We start from the raw sequence: 22,978 nt of genomic DNA, 5'->3' as shown, positions 1-22,978 counted from the left end.
TGGCGTAAAGGCCACCCCCGCTTCTGTGATCAGGCAAAGAGCAGCGCGACCCTAGTTGCGGCCGGTCAACTCCTCCGCGATCAGGAACGCCAGTTCCAGAGACTGTTCGGCATTCAGGCGCGGGTCGCAGAAGGTTTCATACCGTGCGCCAAGGTCTGCTTCGGTCAGGCGCTGGGCGCCGCCTACGCATTCGGTCACGTTCTGGCCGGTCATTTCCAGATGGACACCGCCAGCAGGTACGCCCTCGGCCGCACATACGGCAAAGAAGCCTTTGACTTCCTGCATCACCGCATCGAACGAGCGGGTCTTGATCTTGTTCCCGGTCGAGATGGTGTTGCCGTGCATGGGGTCGCTGATCCATGTCACAGGCTGCCCCGTTTCCTTGACCGCCCGCATGAGAGGAGGCAGGAACTGTTCGATCTTTTCCGCCCCCATGCGTGAGATCAGGGTGATACGCCCGGCCTCGTTCTGGGGGTTGAGGATGGCGGTCAGGCGTTTGATGTCTTCCACGCTGGTGGTGGGGCCGACCTTGATGCCAATGGGGTTGCGCACCCCACGCAGGAACTCCACATGCGCGCCGTCGGGCTGGCGGGTGCGGTCCCCGATCCATACAAAATGGGCCGAGCAGTCATACCATTCGCCCGATGTGGAATCGACGCGCGTCAGGGCCTGCTCGTAAGGCAGCAGCAGGGCTTCGTGCGAGGTGTAGAACTCGGTTTCGTCCACCTGGGCAGAGGAGGCTGCGTCAATCCCGCAGGCCTGCATGAAGGCGAGGGTCTCACCAATCCGTTCGGCCATGGTGCGGTAGCGGTTGGCCAGCGGAGAGCGTTCCACAAAGCCAAGGTTCCAGCGGTGCACTTCGTGCAGGTTGGCATACCCCCCGCGAGAGAAGGCGCGCAGCAGGTTCTGGATTCCGGTGGACTGGAAGTACCCTGTTTCCATCCGGGCCGGGTCGGGAATACGGGCATCAGGGGTGAATTCCGGCCCGTTGATGATGTCCCCCCGGTAGGAGGGCAGGCTGACGCCATCCACCGTTTCCATATCGGAAGAGCGGGGTTTGGCGAACTGGCCAGCCATACGGCCGAGCTTGATGACCGGCACCTTGGCCCCAAAGGTGAGCACCACGGCCATTTGCAGCAGCACGCGGAAGGTGTCGCGCACGATATCGGCCTTGAACTCGCCAAAGCTTTCAGCGCACGGGCCGCCCTGAAGCACAAAGGCCTTGCCCTGTGCGGCCTGGGCCAGATGGTTGCGCAGGCGGCGCACTTCACCAGCAAAAACCAGTGGGGGGTAGGCGCTCAGCCGGTCCTCAACGTTTTTAAGGGCTACCGCATCCGGATAGGTGGGAATCTGCTTGAACGGAAACGAACGCCAGCTATCCGGCATCCAGGTCGCAGACGTCGGGTTGGGCTGGGTGAGCGTAGCACTCATAACGCGTTCCTGTTCAGTTGGGCTGGTTACACACAAATGGTAAGCAGAAGGATAAAAACAATCTCTCTTGGGCATGAATTTGCCAAAGGCGGCTGCCTTTATGTCTAATATGCACGAATTAGGCAAATAGCGTTTGCTGGTCCAAGCCATGTTCTGGTCAATGGTGTGGCATCTGCTCCACTTCTGGTCAGAGGATTTGGATTTTTGCACTTTTGGTGTGATAAGGGTGGCCAGTATGGAACCTGCACGGCCATGTGCTTTATGGTTGGTGTGGGTGTTTTTTCCTTTTTCTTGCGGGGTAACGCGCGATGGCGCAGCTGCGTAGACCGTTTGTAAACGTGATGTCCGGCCTTCTGCTGGTAGCAGGCCTTGGGGGGGCAGCAAGTGTTGCTCACGCGGACCCCCTGATGACCCCGAGCGATGATGTTTCCTTTTCCGAAGGGAATGGCAACGTGGATGCGGGAGCTGGCGCGGGTAAATCGACCGAAGCTAAGACCGTGCATGGGCACCGCAGCCTGCCTCCCGGTTATCAGGATGCTCCGTCCATGGAGTTCCAGCATGGGGATGACCCGGACCATCTGGCCAAGGTGCATAGGGATTCTGTCACGGGGTCTGACCTGTCGCGCTATGGTTCCGCTTACCAGAACTCCGGCCCGTTTGGTTCGGGGCAGGTGGGGGATTCCACAGGCAATGGCTGGGTTACTCCCCGCTAGGCTGGTACTGGCTGGTCCTCTATGAGGCGAATATCGGCCTGACCGCTGGTCAGGTCGGTCAGCTTTGCACAGACGTCCTGTTGCAAAGCCTGTGGGAGCAGAAGCTGGAACCACGCTCCGTTTTCATCAAAAACGGGTGGTTCGGCCTCTACGCCCCATTCAGGCAGGCGTGCCTGAATAATTCCCAGTAATGAAAACGGGCAGTGGAACCCAAGCCTGATCCGCTCGATCAGTTCTTCCTTCGGAGCTTCACGCAGGCATTCGGCTGCTGTGCCAGCATAGGCCCGCACCAGCCCGCCCGCACCCAGTTTGATCCCCCCAAACCAGCGGGACACCACAATAGCTACGCGGTCCAGCTTCTGGGCGACAACCACCTGCAAAATCGGGCGGCCTGCCGTGCCCGAGGGTTCTCCCGCATCGTGGCAGCGGCAGTGGGGGCCAAACTGCCATGCCCAGCAATGGTGGGTGGCGTCCGGCTCGGCAGCGGCAATGCTGGCAATAAACGCATCGGCTTCTGCAATGCTGGCAATGGGAATTGCGCGCGCAAGAAAGCGGCTTTTTTTAATATCCCGTTCCAACAAAAAAGGGCCGACCAGCGTTTGTGTCATGCGCTCTTCTTATCCTTTCCGTTCCGGTTCGGGCAAGTCGGGCGGGGGCAATACGCAGTTTCAATGAGGGGCGTATGCCCAAACTGGGGGCTGACAGTCGTTTATAACAGGAGTAACGCGGTAACAGATGTTAACCTGTGTTACGCTAACCCGGAACTGGCAAATCCTGCCACCTGAGGTCTGAGTAAAGGAGACAGCACCGACATGATGCCGGTATTCCGCAAAAAATGGAAAATCATGTTTGGCTTGTGTGCGCTTGCACTGCCCCTTATGGCCGGTGTGCCCGCCTATGCCGACGGTGATCCGCTGAACGGCGGGGATGATGATGATACGGACGCCCATCAGGCCTCCAGCATGCACAATCTGGCGGGCAAGCTGCCCCTGCCACGCGCGCATAAGGACTTTAGCAAATACCGTTTTGTGCCGCCGGGGGACAGGGCGGTGGAACAGCCTGATACAAACCGGCTGCTGTTCTGGACCAAAGACGGGCAGCCCGATGGGTATGCCCAGCGGAGTGGGAGCAGTGTGATTTATTACAACGCTCAGGGGCAGGCCGTGCGGGTGCAAAGACTGACAGCACAGGAAATGAACGACTAAATATCTTCCACAGCTTCATGGCTCTGTTTAACCAGAGCCGGAGGTTGGAAGGCTGCCCCTGCGCCCCGTTTAAAAGGGCAACAGGGGCGTGTTCTCAGGCTGTGGTGGCAATCAGTTCCAGAATGGAAGCGGACGACTCCTCAATGGAGCGGCGCGTTACATCTATGACTGGCCAGTTATGGCGGCGGCATAACCGCCTTGCCCAGTGCAGTTCTTCCTGCACTTTTTCCAGATCAATATAGGCGTAATCGGTTATGGCCTCGGGGCGGGATTTGCCCGGGATCATCTGGTTCAGACGGTTGCGACGGATTTCAATCAGTCGCTCGGGGTCTATGGTCAGGCCAATGACCGGCTTGGTGGTGGTAAACAGGGCTTCTGGCGGTTCTATGCCCATAACCAGCGGCACGTTAGCCGCCTTTATGCCCCGGTTCGCCAGATAGAAGCAGGTCGGAGTCTTGGAAACGCGCGAGACGCCAACAAGAATAACATCCGCCTTGTTCAGGCCGCGCGTTTCCTGCCCATCATCATGAGCCAGCACGTAATGCATGGCCTCGATGCGCTGGTAGTAGTTTTCGTCCATAATATACTGGCCGCCGGGGTGGCGGGTTGCCTCTTCCCCGGTTTCTTCGGCCAGAAAGTTTAGGGCGTTGTCCAGCACGTCCAGAAGCCTGATCTGCAGGCTGGAGCAACCAGCTTCCATATCCGCCTGAAGGATCGGATCTGTCAGGGTAGACATGACCGGCCCACGGTTATTGGCAATATGCCGCAAAACCCGCCGGAGCTGGATCTGGGTGCGGATCAGGTTCCAGTGGCGCAGGCGGACTTCAGTGTTGGGGAACTGCGCTATGCAGGCCCGCGCCACGGAATCGAGCGTTTGTCCTGTAGCCTCAGATACGAGGTGGAGAGTAAGAATTTTTTGCATGGTATCAGATTGAAAAATGGCCGCCTCACAGGGAGGCGGCCATTTTTTCCTTAGGCTTTAACAGCCTTGTTATTGCGTGTGGCAAGAGCCGCCTGTGCTGCGGCCAGACGGGCGACCGGCACACGGAAGGGGGAGCAGGAAACGTAATCCAGCCCGACTTCCTCAAAAAAGGCGATGGAGAGCGGGTCCCCACCATGTTCACCACAAATGCCCAGCTTGAGGTCGGGCTTGGTGGCACGGCCTTTTTCCACACCCATACGGACCAGAGCGCCCACGCCTTCGCGGTCGATGGACACGAAGGGGTCCTGCGGCAGCAGCCCTTTTTCCACGTATTCAGGCAGGAAGGAGCCCGCATCATCACGCGACAGGCCAAGAGTCGTCTGGGTCAGATCGTTGGTGCCGAAGGAGAAGAAGTCAGCACTCTGTGCAATCTGGTCCGCAGTCAGGGCGGCGCGGGGCAGTTCGATCATGGTGCCAATCTTGTAAGCAAGCTTGACGCCACGTTCGCTCAGCACATCGGCAATAACGCCTTCGCAGGATTTACGAACCAGATCCAGCTCGGTCCTGGTGCCGATCAGCGGGATCATGATTTCGGGTTCCACGGCCTTCCCGGTTTCCTTCGCAATGTCCAGAGCGGCCTCGGTAATGGCACGGACCTGCATGGCGTAGATTTCGGGGTAGGTAATGCCAAGGCGGCAACCACGATGACCCAGCATGGGGTTGGATTCGGAAAGGGCCGAGCGACGTGCGCGCAGGCTTTCCACATCCTTGCCCAGTGCCTTGGCTACATCGGCCAGTTCAGCCTCACCATGAGGCAGGAACTCATGCAGCGGCGGGTCGAGCAGGCGGATGGTGACCGGCAGACCAGCCATAATACGGAAGAGTTCCGTAAAGTCGCTGCGCTGGAACGGCAGAAGGGCCTCAATGGCGCGGGCGCGTGTCTGTGCGTCATCCGCCATGATCATCTGGCGCACATGGCCAATACGGTCAGGGCCGAAGAACATGTGCTCGGTCCGGCACAGGCCAATACCTTCCGCACCAAAGCGGCGGGCGGTTTGTGCATCTTCGGGGGTTTCGGCGTTGGCGCGCACGCCAAGGCGGCGTACGCCATCTGCCCAGCCCATAAGGGTAGCAAAATCGCCCGAAAGGGTGGGCGGAATGGTGGGAACGCGGCCCTTGTAAACTGCACCCGTACCACCGTCGAGCGTGATCCACTCGCCCGCTTTAAGCGTGTGGCCATCCACGGTCATGGTCTGGGCCTTGTAGTCCACGGCAATGCTGCCAGCACCGGCCACGCAGACACGGCCCATGCCACGGGCCACAACGGCTGCGTGGGAGGTCATGCCACCGCGGGTGGTCAGCACGCCACGGGCTGCGTGCATGCCGTGTACGTCCTCTGGCGAGGTTTCAATACGCACCAGAATAACGTCTTCACCCTTGGCGGCGCGGTCTTCCACGTCTTCGGCGGAGAAGGCGATTATGCCGGTTGCAGCACCGGGGGAGGCAGGCAGGCCACGGGTCAGCAACTGGCGCTCGGCTTTGGGGTCCAGCACAGGGTGGAGCAACTGGTCGAGCGATGCGGGAGGCACGCGGGTTACCGCTTCTTCCTGCGTGATCAGGCCTTCCTTGGCCATGTCAATGGCTACGCGCAGGGCTGCGGCGGCAGTACGTTTGCCCGAGCGGGTCTGGAGCAGGTAGAGCTTGTTGGCCTGCACCGTAAATTCAATGTCCTGCATGTCGCGGTAGTGGCGTTCAAGCAGGTCACGCACTTTGAGCAGTTCGCCGTACGCGTTGGGCAGGGCTTTTTCCATCGAGGTCTGACCCTCGACCGAACGACACTCCGCCATGGGCTGCGGGGTGCGGATACCGGCTACAACGTCCTCACCCTGTGCGTTGATCAGGTATTCGCCGTAGAAGATGTTTTCACCCGTGGACGGGTCGCGGGTGAAGCACACGCCCGTTGCGCAGTCATCCCCCATGTTGCCGAACACCATGGACTGAACATTAACAGCCGTGCCCCAGCTTGCGGGAATGTCGTGCAGCTTGCGGTAGGTGTTGGCGCGCGGGTTCATCCATGAGCCAAAGACGGCTCCAATGGCGCCCCACAGCTGGTCCTTGGGGTTTTCGGGGAAGGGGGTTCCCGTTTCGGACAGGACGATCTGCTTGTAGCTTTTTACAACGTCCTGCCATTCTTCGGCGGTCAGGGCGGTGTCATCAATCTTGCCAGCGGCGCGTTTGGCCTGTTCGAGCAGGTCTTCAAATTCGTGGTGCGGCACACCGAGCACAACGGAGCCGTACATCTGAATGAAGCGGCGGTAGCTGTCCCATGCAAAACGGGCATCGCCCGAGGAGCGGACAAGGCCTTCAACCGTTGCGTCGTTCAGACCAAGGTTGAGCACTGTGTCCATCATGCCGGGCATGGAAACGCGCGCACCGGAGCGGACAGAAACCAGAAGCGGGTTTTCGGCATCGCCAAAGCGCAGGCCCATGGCCTGTTCTACCAGCCCCATCGCCGCTTCAAGCTGGGATTCCAGCTCGGCGGGGTACTTCCGTCCGTTATCGTAAAAGGCGGTGCAGACTTCAGTGGTAATGGTAAATCCTGGGGGCACTGGCAGGCCGATATTGGCCATTTCCGCCAGATTGGCGCCCTTGCCGCCGAGGAGATTGCGCATCCCGGCGTTGCCTTCGCTTTGGCCAGCGCCGAAACTGTAGATCCACTTGGTCATTTTGCCGTTCACTTCATTCTTTTGTGCCAGATGAGCTGAAGTTCCGACCGAGGGGATGGGAACAGGGGATACCGGAACAGCAGCCGGACTGGGCAAGGAATTTTTATTTTTAGTTTGGACGACGAACTCCACCCCTTCGTTACCCCGCAACATGGCGCAGATTTGGCCGCCGGGCAATCTCTCTTTTACACGTAAATGGTAAAAAACTGCGGGTGTGGCGGTTCTATCCGTTTGTTACGCAAAAGGCGTTCCATTCTGCCTCGTCCATGGTGGCAATGTTCAGCTCGGCTGCTTTTTTGGCCTTGGAGCCTGCCTTTTCCCCCAGCACCACCAGATCGGTCTTTTTTGAGACGGAGTCGGACACCTTGGCCCCCATGCGTTCGGCCGTGGCCTTGGCCTCCGGGCGGGTCATGGTGAGCAGCGTGCCGGTAAACACAATGGTCTTGCCTGCCAGAGGGCCGCCACTGGCGGCACTTTCCTCGGTAATGGTCAGCTCGGCGCTCAGTTCGGCCAGTGTGGTCTGGTTGTGGGGCTCAGCGACAAAGGCCACCACATCCGTTGCTATCGCGTTACCAATGCCAGTAATGGACCCCAGTTCCAGCCGGGCGTCAGAGCCGATAATGGTGGCCGCCTCCATCTGCCGCAGCCAGTTGGCATAGCTGCCGTAATGGCGGGCCAGCAGGCGGGCGTTGCTTTCCCCAATACGGCGGATGCCCAGCGCGTAAATAAAGCGCGAGAGCGGAATTGTGCGCCGGTCCTCTATGGCCTGAAGCAGGTTGCGCACGGACTGCTCACCCCAGCCATCGCGCTGCTCCAGAGCAGCGGCGTGGGTCTTGAGCCGGAAGATGTCGGTTGGGGTGTGGATCAGCCCGGCTTCATAAAACTCGCCAATACTGCGCTCACCCAGCCCTTCAATGTCAAAGGCAAGGCGGGAGGCAAAATGGATCAGCCGCTCGACTGCCTGTGCAGGGCAGGTCAGCCCGCCGGTACAGCGGCGCACTACTTCCCCTTCTGGCCGCACGGCCAGCGCGCCGCATACGGGGCAATGATCGGGGAAATGAAAAAGAGGCTGCCGCTCGGGTGCAGCCTTACCCGCTGGGACCGTACCAAGCACCTGCGGAATAACATCGCCTGCGCGCTGGACATACACAAGGTCACCCTCGCGCACATCCTTGCGGGTAATTTCGTCCTCATTGTGCAAGGTGGCGCGGGTTACAAGCACTCCGCCAACGTTAACCGGTTCCAGATGTGCAACGGGGGTCAGGGCACCGGTGCGCCCGACCTGAATTTCTATGGCATTCAGGCGCGTAATGGCCTGCTCTGCCGGGAACTTCCACGCGATGGCCCAGCGGGGGGCACGCCCGGCAAAACCCAGACGTTCCTGCAGGCCCAGGTCATCTATCTTGTAAACAACGCCATCAATATCATAGGCCAGACTGGCGCGCTCGCGGTTGATTTCCTCAAAAAAAGCTTCGGCATCGGCCGCTCCCTCAATCTGGCGGGAGAGCGGGTTGACCGTAAACCCCCATGCCTTGAGCTGCTCCAGATAAGCCCAGTGGCTACGGGTTGCCTTGTCCGAGCAGAAACCCTGCGCATAGGCAAAAAGGGAGAGCGGGCGCTGGGCCGTAATGCCGGGGTCCAGTTGCCGCAAGGACCCCGCCGCCGCATTGCGCGGGTTGGCAAATAGGCGCTTGCCTGCTGCCTCCTGTGCGGCATTGAGTGCGATAAAGTCGGTTTTGGAGAGGAAAACTTCCCCGCGAATTTCGATCAGGTCGGGGTAGGGGGCGGGGAGTTCCAGAGGCAGGGTGCGCAGGGTGCGCAGGTTGGCGGTTACGTCCTCACCTTCCGTGCCATCGCCCCGTGTGGTGCCCCGGATGAATTTGCCGGATTCGTAGGTAAGGCTGATGGAAAGACCATCAATCTTGGGTTCACTCACCAGACGCAGGCTGGACGTATCTGCCTGATCCAGGCCCAGAAACCGGGCCGCACGGGTGATGAAGCCTTCAAACTCCTCACGGTCAAACACGTTATCGAGCGAGAGCATGGGGGCAAGGTGAATGTGCTTGCCAAGCCCCGTATCCGCGCTGGCTCCTACCGCATTGGCTGCACTGTTCTGTGGTTCGGCATCGGGGTAGAGGGCGACAAGCTCATTATAGCGCTTGCGCAGGGCATCGTACTCCGCATCGCTGATTTCCGGGGCGTCGTGACCATGGTAGGCGGTGTTGTGGTAGGCAATCTGGCTGGCCAGTTCAGCCAGTTCCGTGCGGGCCTGATCACTGTTCATCTCTGTGACTGGGGTGGTGTTTGTTGTCATTTTTTGGGGTCCAGCAGGCTGGCGGCGGCAGCGCGGGCTGCATCGGTAATGGTGTCTCCTGCCAGCATGCGTGCGATTTCTTCCCTGCGTTCGGTTTCTGCCAGAGCTATGGCGTGGGTTGCGGTTTGTCCGTTACGGGTCTGTTTGCCAATTCGTAAATGCGCATCGGCACTGGCGGCAACCTGCGGGCTGTGGGTAACGGCCAGTACCTGCACATTCAGTGCCAGACGGTGCAGGCGCTCGCCAATGGCGGCAGCGGTGGCACCACCGACACCTGCGTCAATTTCATCAAAAATGAGCGTGCCAATGCCTGACTGCCCGGCCAGAACCAGCTTGAGCGCCAGCATCAGGCGGGATAGTTCACCCCCCGATGCCACCTTGGCAATGGGGCCGGGGGGCTGGCCGGGGTTGGCGGCAATAAGGAACGTGACCTGCTCCATGCCGCAGCGGCTCCACTGCTCGGGGGGGAGAGGCTGCAACTCGGCCAGAAAACGGGCTTTTTCCAGTTTAATGGGTTTGAGTTCGGCCGTTACGGCCTGCTCCATTTTTTTGGCGGCAAGGGCGCGGGCATCGGTCAGGGCACGTGCGGCCTCCATATAGGCAAGGCGGGCGTCTTCCGTGGCTTTGCGCAGGCCCTCCAGTTCGGTCGCGCCATTGTCCAGTGCGTGGATGCGCGTAGTCAGTTGCGCCAGCAAAGCTGCCAGATCATCCACCGGCACATTGTGCTTGCGTGCAACGGTGCGCAGGGCGAACAGCCTTTCTTCCGTCTCTTCCAGTTCCCGCGGGTTGGCTTCTGTATCCGCCATAAGGCGGGAGAGCAGGCTTTCGGCCTCGGCCAGAGCGTTTTCTGCGCTTTCCAGCGCACTCAGGGCTTCGGCGATACGGCCTGCCAGCCCATCGGTTTCGGGCGGTGTGTTGTCCGGTGTGGTGGAAGGGACCAGACGCAAAAGGGCGCGGTTGGCAGCGCGCAGGGCGGCGGCTGGCCCGGTGGAGCGGCGGTCACGCGGAGTGAGCTCGGACAGGGCTGCGGCTACGGCCTCGCCCCGGCGTTCGGCCTGCTGGAGCGCGTGGCGTTGCTGCGCCAGCTGGCTTTCCTCCCCCGGCTGGGGAGCCAGAGTGGAGAGTTCGCTCACCGTATGGCGCAGCCATTCTTCCTCGCGGGCGGCGTCTTCCAGTGCCTGTTGTGCGTTGGCAAGGCTCTGGCGCAGGTCCTGCCAGTAGGTAAAGGCCTGTGCGACTTTTTTAAGAAGGGTGGGTTTGATGCCGTAAGCATCCAGCAGACCGCGATGGGTGGAGGCGTCCGCGAGCCCCATCTGCTCATGCTGGCCCTGAATTTCGATAAGAGCGGAAGCAATCCTGCGCAGCAGCGTCAGGCCAACAGGCTGGTCGTTGATCCACGCGCGTGAGCGCCCCTCCCGCGAGATGACCCGGCGCAGCACAAGGGGTTCACCTTTGTCGGCCGGAATCCCCTGTTCTTCCAACTGGGTGTAAACCGTATGGCTTGCCGGGGTTTCAAAACAGGCGGTTACGCGGGCTTCCTCCGCACCGGCGCGGACAAGACCCGCATTGGCGCGCTCGCCCATGGCAAGGCCCAGACTATCCAGCAGGATGGATTTGCCTGCCCCGGTCTCCCCCGTTAAGGCGGTAAAACCGGGGTGGAGAGCAAGGTCCAGAGCCTCGATCAGCACAACGTCTCTGATGGAAAGATGTGTCAGCATGGCGACATCCGGCTTTTAGGTTCACACCTGAAATGACTGGAGTCTGCGGAGCAGACTAAACAAATGCGCCTGCCCCCACCTGAGCCTGAACAGGCATACCCTTGCTGTGAACAGGAAAGGCGAGTCCTGTATGTTCCTGTTGTGTTCTTAATTCAAGAGCGAAAGTGAAAAAGCCGTATTACTTTTTAGTGGTCGCCGCAGGAGCTGGGGCCGGTTGCGCGTTGGCCGCAGGGGTGGAGGAACCCGTAGCCGGAGTGGTTGCGGCAGGCTGCTGCATGGCTGCCGGGGCGGCTATACGCTCATCCCGCGTATCCGATGCCTGTGCTTTGAGCAGGTCCGGCTTGGCTGGGGTTGTAACTGCCTTGCCCGGAGGCGGCAGTTTGCCGTCGATCAGGTGGTAGCTCTTCAGTTTGCTGTAAGCGTAGTGGTACCACTGGCTGCCGGGGTAGTTGTAACCCAGAACAATGGCGGATTTGCGTGCCTGATCGGTTAGCCCAAGGTCCAGATACACTTCCACCATGCGTTCGAGTGCTTCGGGCACATGGTTGGTGGTCTGGAAATCCTGCACAACGCGCTGATAGCGGTTGATCGCACCTTCATAATTGCGTTCGCGCTGGTAATAACGGCCAACCAGCATTTCCTTACCGGCCAGATGGTCACGGCACAGGTCGATTTTAAGCTGGGCGTCGCGGGCGTATTTGCTCTGGGGGAAGCGGGTAACCACTTCTTCCAGCGCGTCCATGGCTTCCGCCGTGCCCTGCTGGTCACGCTGTACGTCTGCAATCTGCTCATAAAAGCAGAGTGAGCGCAGGTAATAGGCATAGGCGGAATCGGTGCTGGTGGGGTGCAGGCTGATAAAGCGGTTCAACTGCTGCACGGCTTCAGGGTATTTCCCTTTAAGGTAGTAGGAATACCCTTCCATCAGCTGCGAATTGGGGATGTAACCCGAATAGGGGTAGTTCTGCTGGAGTGTTTCAAACTCAGCGGCAGCCAGAGCGTAGCGGCGCGTGCGCAGCGCATCAATACCGTTGTTATAGAGCGTCTCCGGTGGTGCAATTTTGGGCGTGATCGGCCCTTTTTTGCTGCCGGTCAAAAGACTGCATCCCGTAAGCCCGGTCAGCATCAGAGCTGAGAGCACGAACGGCAGATGACGACGGACTGACTGTGTTTTTATAAAAATATCAAACATACCGGCTCTTCAGATCGAGACGAAATCTTATAGCATGTCAGCGGGTCAAGAAAAGCAAAGAAACGCCGATTATTGAAAGTGCCGTGTAAAAAGCTGGTCAGGCCGCAGCGGAGGTGGACTGTAGGTCAGTGGTGTCCTGCCATGCAGTGCTCTGGGCGAACAGGGTTTTGAGCAGCATGTTGTTGAGCGTGTGGCCCGAGCGGTTGCCCCGGAAGCTGGCGTTGAGCACGCAGCCCGCCAGATACAGATCCCCCACCGCATCCATGATCTTGTGGCGGATGAACTCATCCGGGCAGCGCAGGCCCGCCGGGTTGAGCACGACGTCGTTATCCACGACAATGGCGTTATCCAAAGACCCACCCAATGCCAGCCCGGCCTGATGCAGGGCTTCAATTTCCTGCCGCATGGCAAAGGTGCGGTTACGGGCCAGCTCGTTGCGGAAGGAGGTCGGGGTCAGGTCCAGAGCATAGCTTTGTGCGCCAATGGCGCGGGCGGGAAAATCTATGCTCATGGACAGATGCGGGCTTGGGCTGCTGTGGGGGAGCAGTTCTACCCAAGCATCCTGGTGCTCCACCCGAACAGGCTCAAGCACCTGTACCACCTTGCGTGGCAGGTCCTGCGTCTTGCGTCCGGCGCAGTCGAGCAGAAAGACAAAATCCGCAGCGGAGCCATCGAACACCGGGGTTTCCGGTCCATCAACCAGAACAAGCGCGTTGTCTATGGCGCATCCGCACAGGGCGGCCATCAGATGTTCAACGGTTGCAACCCGGTTTTCGGGGCGTGCTTTTTCACCCAGAACGGTGCTCAGATGTGTTTCCACCACATAGTCATAGCGTGCAGGTAGAGGGGCTGCCTGTGGCAGATCGGTCCGCTGGAAAACAATGCCATGCCCTGCGGGGGCGGGGGCAAGAGTCAGGTTAATGGAGCGCCCCGTATGCAGGCCAATCCCCACGGCAGAAATAGCCTGATGCAGCGTATGCTGGGCCGGTGCGGTTTTTTGGCGCATCTGTCGCATGGTGGTGGGGAGGAACTCCACAGATTTGGAACATGGGGTAAGCTCCCCAGACAGATTATCCATGATCCCGACCGCCCCATACTGGTGTGGAAAGTTACGTTACACCAACGCTAGGGCCTGTTTGGAGCAGATGCGAGTCAATGATTATTGCCATCTGTTTCATCCCCCGCCATGTGGCGCGCCAGCGCCGGGCAGGGGATGGCGCGTATGGGTTAGCGGCGCAGAAAAGTGGGGATTTCCAGCCCGTTATCGCCTTCACCATGGCGCGGCGCACCCTGCTCGGCCTGACTGATGGTGGGGTGAGACTGCGCTACAGGCTCTTCTCGTGTTTCAGGCGTGGCGGCGCGGCGGAATGCGCCGGTCACGCGGCCGAACAGGCTGCGCGCATTGGGGTCCTGCACAGGGTAGGCCGAGGGACGCGGCGGTTCGCTGAACAGATTGGCATGTTTGGATGCCGCTGGCGCAGGCGCGGGTGTTGGGGCCGGTGCAGGCTGGCGGGGCTGTTGTGCAGCAGCGGCAACCTGACCGGGAACCATGTGCGCCGGGGGGGCGGCATGGCCGGGCTGAGGCGCATAGGCCTGCTGCTGTAAGGGAGCGCTCTGTTCGGCCATGGGTGCCTGCGGCTGTACGGGCGGGGGGGCGCTGGGCTGTTGTGCCGCAGGGGCCGTGTAGGCCTGTTCTGGCTGGGCTGCGGTTTCCACGGCCATCAGATGCGCGCGTTCGGTCCCGTCTGGCGGGACATCAATGCCGGTGGCAACAACGGAGACGCGTATCCGTCCACTCATCTTTTCTTCAATGACCGTGCCAAAGATCATGTTGGCGTCTTCGGGCACTTCGCGGCAGATGCGGTTGAAGGCTTCTTCTGCTTCAAAGAAGGTCATGTCTTCACCGCCGGTAACATTGACCAGCAGGCCCTTGGCGGTGGCCATGCAGGTGTCTTCCAGCAGCGGGTTGGAAATGGCGGCTTCGGCGGCTTCCACCGCACGGTTTTCACCTTCGGCTTCGCCTGTGCCCATCATGGCCTTGCCCATTTCCGCCATAACACTGCGGATGTCGGCAAAGTCGAGGTTGACGTAACCGCGTTCCATCATCAGGTCGGTCACGCCGCGCACACCCATGTTCAGAACTTCGTCAGCCAGCTTGTAGGCTTCACGCAGGGTGGTGCGTTCGTTGGCGATACGGAAAAGATTCTGGTTGGGAATGACAATCAGCGTATCAACATACTGCTGAAGTTCCTGAATACCTTCATCCGCCACACGTGCGCGGCGCTTGCCTTCGTAGGCGAAGGGCTTGCTGACCACGCCAATGGTCAGAATGTTCCGCTCACGCGCCATGCGGGCAATAACCGGCGCCGCACCCGTACCCGTGCCACCACCCATGCCGGTGGTGATGAACACCATATGTGCGCCGTCCAGATAGCGGGCAATTTCGTCCGCCGCTTCTTCCGCCGCGGCACGGCCCACTTCGGGCTTGGCTCCTGCGCCAAGGCCGTGGGTCAGGTGCGGGCCAAGCTGGATGCGGCTGTCGGCCAGACTTTTGGCCAGACTCTGCGCATCGGTGTTGGCGACAACAAACTCCACACCCTGCAGGTTGGAGGCAATCATGTTGTCAACCGCGTTCGTCCCCCCGCCGCCGACGCCTATAACGGTTATCCTGGGCGAAAAATCGGCATGAGTCTGGGGTGGAACGGTTAGGTTGAGTGTCATGTGTCTCTCCCGGACTGCGGCGGGTTAACAGGGGCGTTGCAGATAAGATTGCGAATAGTTTACCAACTTTTCGTAGGGCAAATCAAACCCTCTCACGAATAAAAGCAACCAGTTTTTGTAAAAAACCAGTTGGCGCGGCTTCGCGGAATTCCACATCGCTGAACGGACGCTCCGCGCTGGCTGCCCAGAACAGCAGGCCAGCAGCCGTGGCAAAGCCTGCCGCGGCTGCCGTATCTTCTGGCAGACCGGCAATATTCTTGGGTCTGCCCAGACGGACCGAGCGGTTAAAACCGGGGCCGGAATGACGGCCAACACTGACAGGCACCCCCAGAATACGTTCGGCCAGCGGGCGGATTCCATCCAGCAGGGAGCCGCCCCCGGTCAGCACGATGCGACCACTGGCGGCCATGCCAAGGCCCGCGCCGTCCAGTTTTTCGCGCACCAGTTCCAGTGTTTCCTCCATGCGGGGGCGAATGATGCGGCCAAGCTGGGCGCGGGAGATCTGCTCGAAATGGGGCACATCATTGCCCAGCAGTTCCACGGTCAGGATTTCGTCCTCCACGTCGGAGGAGAGGTCCGCGCTGCCATACACGGTTTTCAGCCGTTCGGCATTGTCGAGCGATGTGCCAAGACCGCGGGCTATGTCACGCGTCACATGCAGCCCGCCAACCCCGATCTGGGCAGTGTGCAGGATCTGGCCTTCGCCAAAGACGGCAAAGGATGTGGTGCCCCCGCCCATGTCCACAACTGTTGTGCCAAGGTCGCGTTCATCCCTGTCCAGCACGGACAGGCCGGATGCCAGCGGGGAGGACACAAGTGCTTCCATGCGCAGTTCGGCACGGCTCAGTACGGTTTCAAGGTTCAGCAGGGCGGTGGTGGCGGCATCAATAATATGCAGGCGCGCCTTGAGCGTTTCGCACAGATGCCCCCGTGGGTCAGACACGCCCTCGGTATCATCCACCGTAAAATCTATGGGCAGGGTGTGAATGACATCGCGCCCCTGCACGGTAGCCTGTACGCGCCCTTCGGTCACCACGCGGCGGATGTCCGCCTCGGTTACGACCCGCCCGCCAATGGGCCAGCGTACATTGAACAGACGGCTGGCCGGATGCCCGCAGGACAGGTTGACCACCACCTTGTCTATGGTGCGCTCGGCCATGTTTTCGGCCTGCGCCACGGTTGCGCGTATGGCGGCTTCGGCCTCCTGCAACTCGGTAATGGCGCCATTGCGCACACCGGCGGAGCGACGCCAGCCAAAGCCCGCCACGCGCAGCATGCCGTTGGGCTCCCCCTTGCCGATAAGGCAGGTAATTTTGGTCGAGCCAATATCCAGCACCGCACTGTAGCCGTTGCGCCATGTGTGTGGGCGTTTGTTGCGCTCACTGGGTGGGAGCGGAAGGGATGTCTCCCCCCCGCTCATGCGCAGTGTGGGGGAGACTGAGGAATGGCTCCGTTTTTTGTGCAGCCGGTCCGACAGATTAAGTGCGGGGGAAGCAGGGGAGTGCGCGGTGTCATTCATCTCGGCTTTCCTCCGTGGCGGGTTTGGGGGGCTGGGTATGGTGGGGGGTGTGCGGGCTGCTTTTTGTGCCATCCCCTGCCTGCGCAGGGGGGGCGCTGGCGGTTCGGGGGGGCGTTCCCTTATGGTCAGCCGGTCGGGCAGGCGCATGTCAATCAGCTCGACGGGGCGGTCAAGCAGCTGTGTTGTGGCGTTAATTCTGGCCAGCCGGTGAATGGCCGGGGCTTCCTCCCCTTCGGGCAGGAGTACAGTTGCGCCATCTTTCAGGCTCAGGTTCCAGCGGCGGTCGCTTACACGTACAGCGGCCGTTACGTGGGATTTTACGTCCGGTTCCAGCGCCAGTACGTCTATCAGGGCGGCGGCGTTCTCGTTCGCGCCGTCACCGACAACCAGTGGCAGTTTGGCAAAGGCGGTGGCGTCCTTGTCGTTCGCGCCCTGATCCGGCACTTTCTGCCCCTGCCGGTCGATCAGGATAAAATGGCCCTGATGCTGCCACACCGCATACGGCGGGCGCTCGGTAATGTGCACGTCAATCTCGCCAGACAGGTGGCGCTCAACGCTTACATGGTCAATAAACGGCAGGGCGGTCAGGTTCTCACGCGCGCGGGTGACGTTGAAGTTGAGAACCGGGTCACCCACGGCAATGTTCAGGGCCGCGTGGATGGCCGCATCGCTGGTCAGGCTGGCGCCTTCAACCCGGATACTGGTTACGCGCAGGGCGGAGGTGCCCAGTAGTTTGTCCCGCAAGGGGGCAATCTGGTTTTGCAGGGCAGGAAGAGGCACCGCCAGATAAACCGCAGCCCCCGCCCCCGACAGCAGCATAAGCCCGATAACGGACCGCAGCAGGCGTTTTTGGCGCTTGAGGAATAATCCCGTGCGGGAAGGGCGGCTGGCGGGTCGCTTCATTGGCGGCAGGTGGCCTGCTCAACAAGCCAATGGCACAATGCGGGGAAGCTAATGCCGCAATAGGCGGCCTGTTCGGGCAGGAGCGATGTTGCAGTCATGCCCGGCTGGGTGTTGACTTCCAGCAGGATCAGGCGCGGGTTGGCCGGGTCTGTATCATCCAGCCGGAAATCCGAGCGGGATGCTCCGGCGCATCCCAGTGTTTTGTGGGCGGCTACCGCCACGTCCAGTGCGCGCTGGGCAACATCGGGGGCAATGCGGGCGGGTAGTTCATGCCGTGAGCCGCCGGTACTGTATTTGGCGTCGTAATCGTAAAAGTCGTGGCCGCTGCCCGTGGGGGTAATGTCTGTTATGGTCAGGGCGCGTTCGCCCATTACACCCACCGTAATTTCGCGCCCGGGAATAAACTCTTCTACCAGCGCATGCGGGCCAAATGTCCAGTCCCGCACAATGCGTTCGCGCACATTGGCGCCGGGCCGTACGATGGAGACGCCAACGGACGAGCCTTCGCTAACGGGTTTAACCACGTAGGGGGCGGCCAGGGGGTCGCCCTCGGCAAGTTCGGCAATGTCAATGACCCGGCCTTCGGCCACGGGCAGGCCAGCGGAAACAAAAGCGGCGCGGGCGGCCGCCTTGTTCATGGCTGTGGCGGATGCCCGTACGCCAGAATGTGTATAGGCAAGGCCCATCCAGTCCAGAATACCCTGAATACAGCCATCCTCGCCAAAGCGGCCGTGGAGTGCGTTAAACACGACATCGGGTTTTTGAGCGCCCAGTTCGGCAACCAGTGCGCCCAGATCGGCCCCGGCATCAAGCGTGCTGACCGTATGGCCCAGACTGCGCAGGGCCTCGGCCACGCCCTGCCCGGAAGACAGGCTGACCGTCCGCTCGGACGAAATGCCACCCATAAGTACGGTAATCCGTTTGGAGGTGCTCATGCGCGGGCTCCCTGTGTGCGGCCAAGACGTTTGATTTCCCAGTGCAGTTGCACGCCCGAATGCTGGGCAACGCGCTGGCGCACAGCATCCCCCAGTGTTTCGAGGTCATGGGCGGTGGCATTGCCGAGGTTGATCAGGAAGTTGCAGTGTTTTTCACTGACCTGGGCATCGCCCTGGCGCAGGCCACGGCAGCCAGCCTGATCAATCAGTTCCCACGCCTTGCGGGCGGAAACCTCGGGTTCAGGGTTGCGGAAGGTGGAGCCACCCGTGCGTGCGCGCACAGGCTGGGACTGCTCGCGCGCTGTGCGGATATCGCCAATGCGTACGGCTATGTCCGCCGGGCTGGCCGGCATGCCGCGCAGGCGCGCGCGCACCACCATGGCTCCTTCGGGCAGGCCGGAGCGGCGGTAGCCAAAGCGCAGGGCGGCGTTGCCAAGGCGGACCATATTGCCATCACGGGTCACGATTTCCGCCCAGTCCAGCACGCTGGCAATATCCGCGCCGTAGGCCCCGGCATTCATACGCACGGCCCCCCCGATGGAGCCGGGAATACCGGCCAGAAACTCCAGCCCCGCAAGCCCGGCCTGTGCCGCGTGTTCGGCGACTGTGGCATCCAGACAGGCGCTGCCCACCACAAGCCCGTCCGCTTCCACGGCAATATCGGCAAAGCCACGGGCCATGCGCACCACAATGCCGTCCAGCCCGCCATCGCGGATAATCACGTTGGAGCAGGCTCCAAGGGCAATAACGGGCAGTTCGGGGGAAAGGCGCTGGAGCATGCCTGCCAGATCATCCGCATCCCTGGGCTGGAACAGCCATTCCGCCGGACCACCAACGCGGAACCACGTACGTGCCCCCAGCGGGGCCTGCGCGGTCACACGTCCGCGCGTACCAGCAAAGGCGTGGCGAACCATATCGTCCAGCGTGGTTGCGGGCGTGCTGTTCATGCCGCACTTCCACCTTTGTGTTCAGCCTGCAAGGCGGCAAGCTGGGCGGGCAGGGCCTGCGCCCAGTTGGTGATGGTGCCCGCACCCAGGCACACAACATAGTCCCCCGGTCTGGCAATGGCGTTGATCATTTCCGCCAGATGTTCGGGGCTGGAAAGCGGGACAACGGAGCGGTGCCCGCGTTCGCGCAGTCCTTCTATCAGCCTGTCGCGGCTGGCATCGGGCAGGGGGTCTTCGCCTGCGGCGTACACGTCGGAGACAATTACCGTGTCGGCATCGTTCATGCAGGTGCAGAAATCGGCAAACAGGGTTTTCAGGCGGGAGTAGCGGTGCGGCTGCATGACCGCAATAACCCGGCTGGCTCCGGCCTGACGGGCGGCCTTGAGCACAGCGGCAATTTCCACCGGGTGGTGCCCGTAATCATCAATCACGGTAATGCCACCGGCTTCCCCCGTACGGGTAAAGCGACGCTTGACCCCGCGGAAGCTGGCCAGCCCGGAGCGGATCACATCATCACTGATGTCCATTTCGGTTGCGACGGCAATGGCGGCAAGGGAGTTCTGCACATTATGCGCGCCCAGCATGGGCAGGCGGAAAGGCCCGGCCTTGCGGGTGCGGCGGGTAACGCGGTCTGTCAGCGTGACTTCAAACGTAGCACCCAGCTTGTCGGTAATCACCTTTTCGGCCCGCACATCCGCCTGTGGGGAGAAGCCGTAGGTGACAATCCGGTGGTCAGACAGGCGCGGGATCATCTGCTGCACGGCAGGGTGGTCTATGCACAGGACCGCAAAGCCATAGAACGGCACGTTGGAGACAAACTGGTCATACGCTGCCTCCATGGCCTCGGCAGAACCCCAGTGGTCCAGATGCTCGGGGTCCATGTTGGTGACGACCGAAATCACGGAAGGCAGGCGCAGGAACGAGCCATCGCTCTCATCTGCTTCCACCACCATCCAGTCGCCCTTACCCATGCGGGTATTGGTGCCGTAAGCCTCGATGATGCCGCCGTTGATAACGGTGGGGTCCAGCTTGGCGGCTTCCAGCACGGCAGCCACAAGGCTGGTGGTGGTGGTTTTGCCATGTGTGCCGCCAATGGCCACGGACCAGCGCAGGCGCATGAGTTCGGCCAGCATTTCCGCCCGGCGGACAACAGGGATCAGCTTGGCGCGGGCCGCGACAACTTCGGGGTTGTCACGCTTGACCGCGGTGGAAATGACCACAACCTGCGCATTGCCCAGATTGGCGGCGTCATGCCCGATCGTGACCGGAATACCCGCGGCCCGCAGGCGTTTGACATTGGCGTTTTCCGCTATGTCCGAGCCCTGTACGGAGTAGCCCAGCAGGCACAGAACCTCTGCAATGCCGGACATGCCAATGCCGCCAATGCCGACAAAATGGATGGTTCCGATGGAAAGGGGCAGGGCTCTCATGTGCGTGTCTCCGTCTCGTGTGAGGGCGGATGGGCGGGTGAAGGAGAAAGTTGGAGGCATTCTTCTACTATATCAGCCAGACGGAGGGCGGCGTCCGGGCGGGCCAGCGTGGCGGCGGCAGCGGCTGCGCGGGCCAGGTCGTCCGGGGCGGTGAAAAGGTCTTGCAGGCGGGTTGCCAGTGTTTGTGCGGTAAAGTCGGGCTGGCGGATCATCCAGCCTGCGCCTGCGTCCGTTATGGCGCGGGCGTTTTCGGTCTGCTCGTCGGAGGCCGCAATAGGCAGGGGGACCATGAGAGCGGGGCGGCCTGCGGTGGTGATTTCCGCCACCGAAGAGCCCCCCGCCCGCCCGATAACCAGATGGGCTGCGCGCAGGATGTCGGGCACATCGTTCAAAAACGGCTCCACACGGGCCTGTACGCCAATATCGGCATAGGCTTTGCGCACGGTGTCCACGTCATCCGCGCGGGCCTGCTGGGTAATGTGGATGCGTGCGCGCAGGGCGGCTGGCAGGCGGCTAATGGCTGCGGGCACCACCTGCGAAAAAATGCGCGCCCCCAGAGAACCACCCCAGACCAGCAGGTTGATCGTCCCGTTCGGGGTGGGCCATGCTTCCCCCGCCAGCGCGGCAATGCCGGGGCGTACGGGCATGCCGGTCAGCACGGTTCTGGCCCCCATGGGCAGCTTGGCCACGGTGGGGAAGGAGGTGGCAATCACGTCAGCAAAGCGGGAGAGCACGGCATTGGCCTTGCCCAGAACGGCATTGCCTTCATGAATGATCAGCGCCGGGTGCCTGCGGCCCAGCAGCCGCGCGCCCAGCAGGGGCGGAATGGAGGGGTAGCCGCCAAAACCGATGACCGCATCAGGCTGAAGGGTGTGCAGGATGCCCCGCGCCTTCCATGCGCTGGCCAGCAGCGTAATCCCTGCGCGCAGGGCGCGTATGGGGCCACGCCCGGCCACACCCGCGCCACGCAGAACAAACTGCGGTGCATTGGCAAAAACGCCGCTGGTGCGTTTGCCCGCGCGGGCATCGGTCATCAGCACAATGTGGTGGCCACGGGCAACCAGTGCGTCGGCCAGTGCCTCGGCGGGGAAAAAATGACCGCCAGTGCCCCCGGCCGCAATCACGATAGTCTGTGGCTTCATGCTGACCGCCATTGTCTGAGAGTGGAGATAAAGCCATTGCCCGAGCGCAGGCCCCCCGGTTGCTGCCGGGTCAGGGCCAGCACCATGCCAATAGCCAGAGCAACAGACATGGCCGAAGACCCCCCATAGGAAATGAATGGCAGCGTCATGCCCTTGGTGGGGATAAGATGCAAGGTGGAAGCCATGTTAACAAACGCCTGAAGGCCAAAACCCGTCAGCAGCCCGGTGGTGGCGATCACCACAAACGGGTCATCCTCGCGGATCAGGCGCAGCAGGGTCCGCACCACAATGGCGGCAAAAACGCAAATGATCAGCAGGCAGATCACAAGCCCGTATTCTTCCCCCGCCACGGCAAACACAAAGTCTGCATGGGCGTCGGGCAGCAGGTCCTTGACCCGGCCTTCACCCGGCCCGCGGCCCATAAGCCCGCCATTGCCAAAAGCACGCAGGGCCGTATCAATCTGGTAATGGTCGCCCACATTGGGGTGCATGAACCGCTCCACGCGCGAGCGTACATGCGGGAAGATAAAAAACGCGGCAATGCCTGCGGCAATCATGCAGGCAAAACCAAAACCTACAAAAATCAGGTTCAGCCCGTCCACAAACAACTGGACCAGAAAAACGGCGGTAATAACCGTAAGCATGCCAATGTCGGGCTGGGATTTAAGCAGCAGCAGAATAAGCCCATACAGCCCGAATGCGATGAGCATCCCCGGAAAATAGCGCGAAATACGGCGCTGGGTCAGCAGCCACCCCGTGACCACGGCAAAGCAGGGCTTGAGAAACTCGGATGGCTGGAGGGACATGAACGGCAGCGCAATCCAGCGCCGCGCGCCCTTGATCTCGATCCCGTGGACCAGCGTAAGCATGGTCGCACCCAGCATGAGCACCCCCCCGATCAGGGAGAGGCGCAGCACCGTCCGGCGCGAGAGGATGGAAACTCCGGTGACAATAACCCCCGCCACGCTCAGGAACATGACCTGCTTGAAAATGAACATGTTGCGCGACGCACCAATGCGCACCGCAACCGCCGGGCTGGCTGCAAGCATGAGAATGTAGCCAAAGCCGATAAGAATGAAGGTGCAGACCAGCGTTGTCCGGTCCACATTCCGCCACCAGCGGCCCAAGGGCGAATCATCAATGCGGGAATAACCGGCCATGCT

17 protein-coding genes and 1 pseudogene are annotated in these 22,978 nt (G+C 61.1%); 2 read left to right on the top strand and 16 right to left on the bottom strand.

What is annotated here, in order from left to right; all coding sequences use genetic code 11:
• Window positions 1-51: 51 nt before the first annotated feature.
• The gene (locus HNR55_RS03530) at window positions 52-1,431 is read right to left on the bottom strand and encodes a class II 3-deoxy-7-phosphoheptulonate synthase (RefSeq protein ID WP_166111466.1); all 1,380 of its coding nucleotides are present in this window, start codon (window positions 1,429-1,431) and stop codon (window positions 52-54) included.
• 308 nt (window positions 1,432-1,739) lie between these two features.
• Here HNR55_RS03530 and HNR55_RS03525 point away from each other — a divergent pair, with 308 nt between their 5' ends.
• Window positions 1,740-2,144, top strand: coding sequence for a hypothetical protein (locus HNR55_RS03525; protein WP_166111463.1), 405 nt, complete (start codon window positions 1,740-1,742; stop codon window positions 2,142-2,144).
• On the opposite strand, the gene HNR55_RS03520 is transcribed toward HNR55_RS03525, so the two are convergent.
• On the bottom strand, window positions 2,141-2,752 hold the full coding sequence (locus HNR55_RS03520) for an IMPACT family protein (protein WP_166111460.1): 612 nt from the start codon (window positions 2,750-2,752) through the stop codon (window positions 2,141-2,143). The genes HNR55_RS03525 and HNR55_RS03520 overlap by 4 nt on opposite strands.
• Before the next feature lie 204 nt (window positions 2,753-2,956).
• On the opposite strand from HNR55_RS03520, the gene HNR55_RS03515 reads away from it, so the two are divergent.
• Window positions 2,957-3,349: a hypothetical protein gene (locus HNR55_RS03515; RefSeq protein ID WP_242005425.1), complete on the top strand. Its 393-nt coding sequence runs from the start codon at window positions 2,957-2,959 to the stop codon at window positions 3,347-3,349.
• A gap of 94 nt (window positions 3,350-3,443) precedes the next feature.
• Here the strand turns inward: HNR55_RS03515 and HNR55_RS03510 are convergent, their stop codons facing one another.
• The 14 genes and pseudogenes from HNR55_RS03510 to HNR55_RS03445 all read right to left on the bottom strand — a co-directional run bounded on the left by HNR55_RS03510 (window position 3,444) and on the right by HNR55_RS03445 (window position 22,975).
• On the bottom strand, window positions 3,444-4,271 hold the full coding sequence (locus HNR55_RS03510; RefSeq protein ID WP_166111457.1) for a pyruvate, water dikinase regulatory protein: 828 nt from the start codon (window positions 4,269-4,271) through the stop codon (window positions 3,444-3,446).
• Window positions 4,272-4,321: 50 nt separating this feature from the next.
• A complete protein-coding gene (gene ppdK / locus HNR55_RS03505; protein WP_166111454.1) occupies window positions 4,322-6,997 on the bottom strand; it encodes a pyruvate, phosphate dikinase in 2,676 nt (891 codons plus the stop codon).
• Window positions 6,998-7,220: 223 nt separating this feature from the next.
• Window positions 7,221-9,281: an NAD-dependent DNA ligase LigA gene (ligA, locus tag HNR55_RS03500; protein WP_166112069.1), complete on the bottom strand. Its 2,061-nt coding sequence runs from the start codon at window positions 9,279-9,281 to the stop codon at window positions 7,221-7,223.
• Window positions 9,282-9,307: 26 nt separating this feature from the next.
• A complete protein-coding gene (recN, locus tag HNR55_RS03495; protein ID WP_166111451.1) occupies window positions 9,308-11,029 on the bottom strand; it encodes a DNA repair protein RecN in 1,722 nt (573 codons plus the stop codon).
• A 178-nt stretch (window positions 11,030-11,207) separates the two neighbouring features.
• Window positions 11,208-12,218: an outer membrane protein assembly factor BamD gene (locus tag HNR55_RS03490; protein WP_166111448.1), complete on the bottom strand. Its 1,011-nt coding sequence runs from the start codon at window positions 12,216-12,218 to the stop codon at window positions 11,208-11,210.
• 97 nt (window positions 12,219-12,315) lie between these two features.
• Window positions 12,316-13,296: a UDP-3-O-acyl-N-acetylglucosamine deacetylase gene (lpxC, locus tag HNR55_RS03485; RefSeq protein WP_166111445.1), complete on the bottom strand. Its 981-nt coding sequence runs from the start codon at window positions 13,294-13,296 to the stop codon at window positions 12,316-12,318.
• A 149-nt stretch (window positions 13,297-13,445) separates the two neighbouring features.
• Window positions 13,446-14,939, bottom strand: coding sequence for a cell division protein FtsZ (ftsZ, locus tag HNR55_RS03480; RefSeq protein ID WP_166111442.1), 1,494 nt, complete (start codon window positions 14,937-14,939; stop codon window positions 13,446-13,448).
• A gap of 82 nt (window positions 14,940-15,021) precedes the next feature.
• The gene (ftsA, locus tag HNR55_RS03475) at window positions 15,022-16,458 is read right to left on the bottom strand and encodes a cell division protein FtsA (protein WP_166112066.1); all 1,437 of its coding nucleotides are present in this window, start codon (window positions 16,456-16,458) and stop codon (window positions 15,022-15,024) included.
• 201 nt (window positions 16,459-16,659) lie between these two features.
• Window positions 16,660-17,277, bottom strand: a pseudogene (locus tag HNR55_RS03470) (cell division protein FtsQ/DivIB); the annotation flags it as partial.
• A gap of 80 nt (window positions 17,278-17,357) precedes the next feature.
• Window positions 17,358-18,296: a D-alanine--D-alanine ligase gene (locus tag HNR55_RS03465; protein WP_166111439.1), complete on the bottom strand. Its 939-nt coding sequence runs from the start codon at window positions 18,294-18,296 to the stop codon at window positions 17,358-17,360.
• A complete protein-coding gene (murB, locus tag HNR55_RS03460; RefSeq protein WP_166111436.1) occupies window positions 18,293-19,243 on the bottom strand; it encodes a UDP-N-acetylmuramate dehydrogenase in 951 nt (316 codons plus the stop codon). The genes HNR55_RS03465 and murB overlap by 4 nt, the downstream gene beginning before the upstream one ends.
• On the bottom strand, window positions 19,240-20,673 hold the full coding sequence (murC, locus tag HNR55_RS03455) for a UDP-N-acetylmuramate--L-alanine ligase (RefSeq protein ID WP_166111433.1): 1,434 nt from the start codon (window positions 20,671-20,673) through the stop codon (window positions 19,240-19,242). The genes murB and murC overlap by 4 nt, the downstream gene beginning before the upstream one ends.
• Window positions 20,670-21,815, bottom strand: coding sequence for an undecaprenyldiphospho-muramoylpentapeptide beta-N-acetylglucosaminyltransferase (murG, locus tag HNR55_RS03450; RefSeq protein WP_166111430.1), 1,146 nt, complete (start codon window positions 21,813-21,815; stop codon window positions 20,670-20,672). The genes murC and murG overlap by 4 nt, the downstream gene beginning before the upstream one ends.
• Complete coding sequence (locus HNR55_RS03445; RefSeq protein WP_166111427.1) at window positions 21,812-22,975, bottom strand: FtsW/RodA/SpoVE family cell cycle protein; 1,164 nt, start codon at window positions 22,973-22,975, stop codon at window positions 21,812-21,814. The genes murG and HNR55_RS03445 overlap by 4 nt, the downstream gene beginning before the upstream one ends.
• Between the last annotated feature and the right edge of the window lie 3 nt (window positions 22,976-22,978).

Source organism: Acetobacter lovaniensis (assembly GCF_014207635.1).
GTDB lineage: Bacteria > Pseudomonadota > Alphaproteobacteria > Acetobacterales > Acetobacteraceae > Acetobacter > Acetobacter lovaniensis.
The sequence above is the reverse complement of the archived record's forward strand: the minus strand, read 5'-3'. Positions and strand labels throughout refer to the sequence as shown.

Coding starts and splice junctions, on each gene's coding strand:
- HNR55_RS03530 (WP_166111466.1), bottom strand. CDS start 1,431: ATGAGTGCTACGCTCACCCAGCCCAACCCGACGTCTGCGACCTGGATG.
- HNR55_RS03525 (WP_166111463.1), top strand. CDS start 1,740: ATGGCGCAGCTGCGTAGACCGTTTGTAAACGTGATGTCCGGCCTTCTG.
- HNR55_RS03520 (WP_166111460.1), bottom strand. CDS start 2,752: ATGACACAAACGCTGGTCGGCCCTTTTTTGTTGGAACGGGATATTAAA.
- HNR55_RS03515 (WP_242005425.1), top strand. CDS start 2,957: ATGATGCCGGTATTCCGCAAAAAATGGAAAATCATGTTTGGCTTGTGT.
- HNR55_RS03510 (WP_166111457.1), bottom strand. CDS start 4,271: ATGCAAAAAATTCTTACTCTCCACCTCGTATCTGAGGCTACAGGACAA.
- ppdK (WP_166111454.1), bottom strand. CDS start 6,997: ATGACCAAGTGGATCTACAGTTTCGGCGCTGGCCAAAGCGAAGGCAAC.
- ligA (WP_166112069.1), bottom strand. CDS start 9,281: ATGAACAGTGATCAGGCCCGCACGGAACTGGCTGAACTGGCCAGCCAG.
- recN (WP_166111451.1), bottom strand. CDS start 11,029: ATGCTGACACATCTTTCCATCAGAGACGTTGTGCTGATCGAGGCTCTG.
- HNR55_RS03490 (WP_166111448.1), bottom strand. CDS start 12,218: ATGTTTGATATTTTTATAAAAACACAGTCAGTCCGTCGTCATCTGCCG.
- lpxC (WP_166111445.1), bottom strand. CDS start 13,296: ATGGATAATCTGTCTGGGGAGCTTACCCCATGTTCCAAATCTGTGGAG.
- ftsZ (WP_166111442.1), bottom strand. CDS start 14,939: ATGACACTCAACCTAACCGTTCCACCCCAGACTCATGCCGATTTTTCG.
- ftsA (WP_166112066.1), bottom strand. CDS start 16,458: ATGAATGACACCGCGCACTCCCCTGCTTCCCCCGCACTTAATCTGTCG.
- HNR55_RS03465 (WP_166111439.1), bottom strand. CDS start 18,296: ATGAGCACCTCCAAACGGATTACCGTACTTATGGGTGGCATTTCGTCC.
- murB (WP_166111436.1), bottom strand. CDS start 19,243: ATGAACAGCACGCCCGCAACCACGCTGGACGATATGGTTCGCCACGCC.
- murC (WP_166111433.1), bottom strand. CDS start 20,673: ATGAGAGCCCTGCCCCTTTCCATCGGAACCATCCATTTTGTCGGCATT.
- murG (WP_166111430.1), bottom strand. CDS start 21,815: ATGAAGCCACAGACTATCGTGATTGCGGCCGGGGGCACTGGCGGTCAT.
- HNR55_RS03445 (WP_166111427.1), bottom strand. CDS start 22,975: ATGGCCGGTTATTCCCGCATTGATGATTCGCCCTTGGGCCGCTGGTGG.